The 4,204-nt window shown below is 42.4% G+C and carries 8 protein-coding genes; all 8 read left to right on the top strand.

Annotated elements, in window-relative coordinates; translation table 11 throughout:
* A partial coding sequence (locus FC24_RS11295) for a hypothetical protein (protein ID WP_235807414.1) occupies positions 1–237 on the top strand: 237 nt, incomplete at its 5' end.
* Positions 234–635 carry a hypothetical protein gene (locus FC24_RS11290; RefSeq protein ID WP_057874942.1) on the top strand — a complete coding sequence of 134 codons (402 nt, stop codon included), beginning with the start codon at positions 234–236 and terminating at the stop codon, positions 633–635. The genes FC24_RS11295 and FC24_RS11290, both read left to right, overlap by 4 nt.
* A 1-nt stretch (position 636) precedes the next feature.
* Entirely contained in the window at positions 637–1,050 is a 414-nt protein-coding gene (locus FC24_RS11285; protein ID WP_057874941.1) for a hypothetical protein, read from the top strand.
* Between the two features lies 1 nt (position 1,051).
* Positions 1,052–1,699, top strand: coding sequence for a major tail protein (locus tag FC24_RS11280; protein WP_057874940.1), 648 nt, complete (start codon positions 1,052–1,054; stop codon positions 1,697–1,699).
* Positions 1,700–1,714: 15 nt separating this feature from the next.
* Positions 1,715–2,155 carry a collagen-like protein gene (locus FC24_RS11275; protein WP_057874939.1) on the top strand — a complete coding sequence of 147 codons (441 nt, stop codon included), beginning with the start codon at positions 1,715–1,717 and terminating at the stop codon, positions 2,153–2,155.
* A gap of 18 nt (positions 2,156–2,173) precedes the next feature.
* Positions 2,174–2,536, top strand: coding sequence for a phage tail assembly chaperone G (gpG, locus tag FC24_RS11270; protein ID WP_057874938.1), 363 nt, complete (start codon positions 2,174–2,176; stop codon positions 2,534–2,536).
* Between the two features lie 53 nt (positions 2,537–2,589).
* A complete protein-coding gene (gpGT, locus tag FC24_RS11940; RefSeq protein ID WP_268872311.1) occupies positions 2,590–2,724 on the top strand; it encodes a phage tail assembly chaperone GT in 135 nt (44 codons plus the stop codon).
* A gap of 13 nt (positions 2,725–2,737) precedes the next feature.
* A partial coding sequence (locus tag FC24_RS11615) for a tape measure protein (RefSeq protein ID WP_162257023.1) occupies positions 2,738–4,204 on the top strand: 1,467 nt, incomplete at its 3' end.

The raw sequence follows: 4,204 nt of genomic DNA, 5'->3' as shown, positions 1-4,204 counted from the left end.
TCTTGTTTTGCGGGTTTATACGAGCCGACGCAGAAAGACGTACAGCTCGGTAATCTAGGAACGGATAAAGTGTCCGTAACTTTAAACATTAGAAATGCGAATCCGCAGTATATGCCTACGGTTAAACAGGTGTTTGTAATTCAAAATGGCCTCTATAGTGGCATGCATTTTAATATTAAAAATGTAGCGGTTGCGAAAACGCCTGGCTATGTGAAAGTGGTAGGTGAACAACAATGAGAGTCAAGCTGCGCGGCGAAAGGGATTTAGAAAAAATACTAGCTAAGCGCTTTGGCAAAAGTCAAATGCAGCACGTTGTGGACCAAGCCTTAATTAAAGGCGCTGAAAAGGTTGCTGATATAATCCGGCAGAACATGCAGTCTTTTGCTGATACCGGTAAGTCTGCACGAGCCACCAATGTTTCCAAGCCAGTAACGGTAAATGGTTTGCGTGAGGTTAAAATCCATTGGCAAGATAGTACGGAGCGTTGGCGGATTATCCATTTGAACGAGTACGGTCATTTTGACAAAGCTGGCAAGTGGGTCAATACCGCTGGGAAAGGCGTAATTGAAAATGCCATGCGCCAGGGCCGTAATGTTTATTTTGCTACTGTCAAAGATGAGTTGAGGAAGTTATAGTATGGAAGACATGATGAAAAAAATCTATCAGGCATTGTTAAATAACGAAGCGGTAATGGCTTTAGTCAATCGAGAGAATATTCGATTTTTTGACTATCTGAATGCTGATGAGATTAATGGGAATGTGATTGTAATTGATTCGTTAGCAACCCCTCTGCCGGCGGATTTTGCTGACAACGATAATTTGACTTATGAGTATCTTTATCAAATTGATGTTTTTGTAAAGCAAAAAAATAATATAAATGCGCGTGTCGTTAGTGACAAACTCATTTTTTCAATCCAGCGAGCGATGTGGGAACAACTAGGCTTTGGCGAATCATCAAGTATTAAGCCAGAATACATTAAGGATTTTAAGTTGTACCATCAAGCAAAACGTTTCGTGGGAAAACAATATTATAAGTTAGGAGTGGAATAAAATGGCAAAGAACTACCATTCTTTTACTGGCTTGACTGAGTTTTACTATCAAGTCCGGGGAGAAGACGTTAAAGAAATAAAAGATCCGGAACGGATTCGCTATTTACAGGAAATTTCGGTATCGAAAGAACAAGAAATGGAAAAAGCGTATGGGGATAACCAAATTGCTGAAATGGCTGTTGCTAACGGGACAATTGAAGTTGAGGCCGGTTTCCATAAGTTGCCGCTTGAAGACAAGGTAGCTTTGTTTGGATTAGAAAAATCTGAAGCTGGCATGGTAGCGGTAGGTAATGACACGCCTCCTTACGTAGCGGTGATGTTTGCTAAAACGATGGAGGATGGCTCGCGCGAATATGTAGGTCTACCTAAAGGCCGTTTCACCTTCCCAGAAAATGAAGGCAAAACTAAGGAAGATGGCGTCGAATTTAGTTCTGAATCTTCGAAAGCTGAGTTTATGCAAGCGCCAGTTAATGGTTTTAGCGAAGAAAAATCAATGCTAATGGGTCATGATGCAAAGGGAACAACTACGATGCACGATGCGATTTGGAAAGCCATTTTTAAAACGAAAGATAGTGAAAGTGATTCTCCTGATGCTACTGCCACTTACAATGGTGGCGCCTTATATACTGACCAGATTAAATACAAATAAGAAAGGTGATAAATTATGGAAATAACAGCCAAAAAAGTAAATGTAGAAGATGAAATTAAAACCGAGGATCATAACAGCTTAGTTGCGGACGTTGCCGAATTAGCCAAAACAGCTGCTAAAGGGCCAAAGGGCGATACCGGTGAACAAGGTCCCATTGGAGAAACTGGGCCAGCAGGTAAGGATGGCGCCAAGGGTGAGCAGGGCGAAACAGGTCCGCAAGGCCCCGTGGGTGAAATGGGACCGGCCGGCAAAGACGGAGCCAAAGGTGATAAGGGTGACACTGGCGCACAGGGCCCCGCAGGCGAGACTGGACCAGCTGGTAAAAATGGTGCTGATGGTAAATCAATCAAAGCAGGCGTTATCAATTTAGACAAAAACAGCGTAGTTACTGGTGCAACAGTTACTTTTACTGATGACTCTAGCGTTGACTTTACTGTTAACAAGGCAACCGAATAAAAAATGGAGGAATAAATGATGACAAAACGCAATTTTATTAAATTAATCAAAATTGATGACAAAGGCAAGGCAAAGTTGACCAAAGAAGGTAAAGCACAGTACGACACCTTTATTACGCCGACACAAATTCCGTTCCGCAAGATTTATGATGCTGCAGATTTGATGGACGGTAGTTCAAGCGGCAAGGAATCCTCACGGGAAAGCATGGACCAAATGCTGGATATGGTGGTGGATATTTATGACCACCAATTTACTAAAGATGATCTATTAGACCGTCTGCACGCACCAGACGCCGTTGAAGAATTGACGCAGCAAATTGAATTTATTGCGCAAGGACAAATGGATGACGAACGAAAAAAAGAACTGGCCAAGATGATCTAGCCGTTCATTCTTGGTCTGAATATAAAGACATACTAAAAAAAGTCATGTTGACCATGATGAAAGATGGTGGGAAAGATATCAACGAGATTCTTGATATGCCTTTCTCATTTTTCATGGAATTAATCGAAGAAAACGAAAAATCAAACGTTAAACACGAAGAAAGCATGATTGCAGCCTTTAGCAGCTAGGAGGTGATGGCCAGTGGCAGAACGGATTAAAGGGTTACAGATTGATCTCAGCCTGAATGACATGGGAATCGGTAAGAAATTATCTGCGATTAAGCGGGAGTTTCGTGCCTTAAACACCAGCATGAAAGTGTCAAATAACAATTTCAAGTTTGGCGAAAAATCGGCCGCCTCCTACAAAGCACGTATGAGCGAGTTGCAAACTGCGGTTGGCGGTAGCACAAAAAATTTAGACCAGCTTAAAAAGCGTCATGCGGAGGTATCAGCCGAGCAGGGCGCCGGGTCTCGGGCAGCTTTAAATTATGCAAACGAGATTAATCGCGAGACTGACACTTTAAATATGTATCGGGACCAATTAAGCCGGGTGACTGCGGAATACCGGGAAAATTATTCGGTTTCAGGTATGTTAAGCCGTGGTTTTAATTCCATTGGCAATGGTTTTAAGGCGGTAGGCACAAAAGCCCAATCAGTCGGTAGCTCACTAACCAGCCACATCACTAAACCTGCTGGGATTGCTGCCACTGCGATGGCTGGTATCACTGCTAAAATGGGTTTTGACCGTTTAAAAGATTTAGACACTGCTAAAGCTAAATTAAAGGGCTTAGGATACTCCGGAAAAGAAGTCAAAAGTATTACTGATCAAGTGACTGATGCAGTTAAAGGCGGCATGACTACTCTCGGAGAAGGAACCGATGTTGCTGCTGGCGCCCTGGCTGCAGGAGTTAAGCAAGGCAAGGACTTAAAAAAATATATCCAATTAGTCGGTGATGCCGCAGTCGGTTCTAATCGGCCTGTAAACGAAATGGCTATGATTTTTAACCGAGTTCAAGGTCAGGGAAAATTAATGACTGAAGAATTAAATTCGATTGAAGATGGTATGCCCGGTTTTTCAAGAGCTATGACGAAACATTACGGTGTTTCCATGGAAAAATTCCGAGAAATGGTTTCTGACGGAAAGGTCCAATCAAAAGACTTTCTGGAAGTGATGGATACATTCGCAGGTGGTACAGCAAGAGAATATGCTAAATCCTGGGAAGGTATGGTGCAAAATACCAAAGCTTATATCGGTCAGATTGGTCAAAGTTTTCTTAAAGGATCATTTAAACAAGCTAAAGGTTCGCTGAGGGAGCTTGAAGATTTACTCAAGTCTAAGAGTGTTCAGCAATGGGCTCGCGAGGCTGGAAAAAGCTTAAGTTCTGGCATCAATGTGATGGCAGATAAGATTAAAGAATTAGTTGATTGGTGGAAAAATTTAGATTCTTCTACTCAAGAAACCATTGGTAAAGTTGCCAAATGGTCTGGTATTGTGCTGGTTGCAATCGGCCCGATGTTAACGATATTTGGTAAATTAGCTGGAACCATCGGTGGTATGTTTGGCGTATTTGGTAACTTTATTGGTTTAATTGGTAAAGTTGGTTTTGCCATTAAAGATGCCGGCGGGTTAATCGGTGGCCTAGCCTCGGCTTTCCCCAAACTTGCCGGC

Origin of the sequence: Loigolactobacillus rennini DSM 20253, from assembly GCF_001436505.1 — a bacterium.
In the GTDB taxonomy this organism is placed as follows: Bacteria; Bacillota; Bacilli; order Lactobacillales; family Lactobacillaceae; genus Loigolactobacillus; species Loigolactobacillus rennini.
This window is presented reverse-complemented; position numbering and strand designations above follow the sequence as displayed.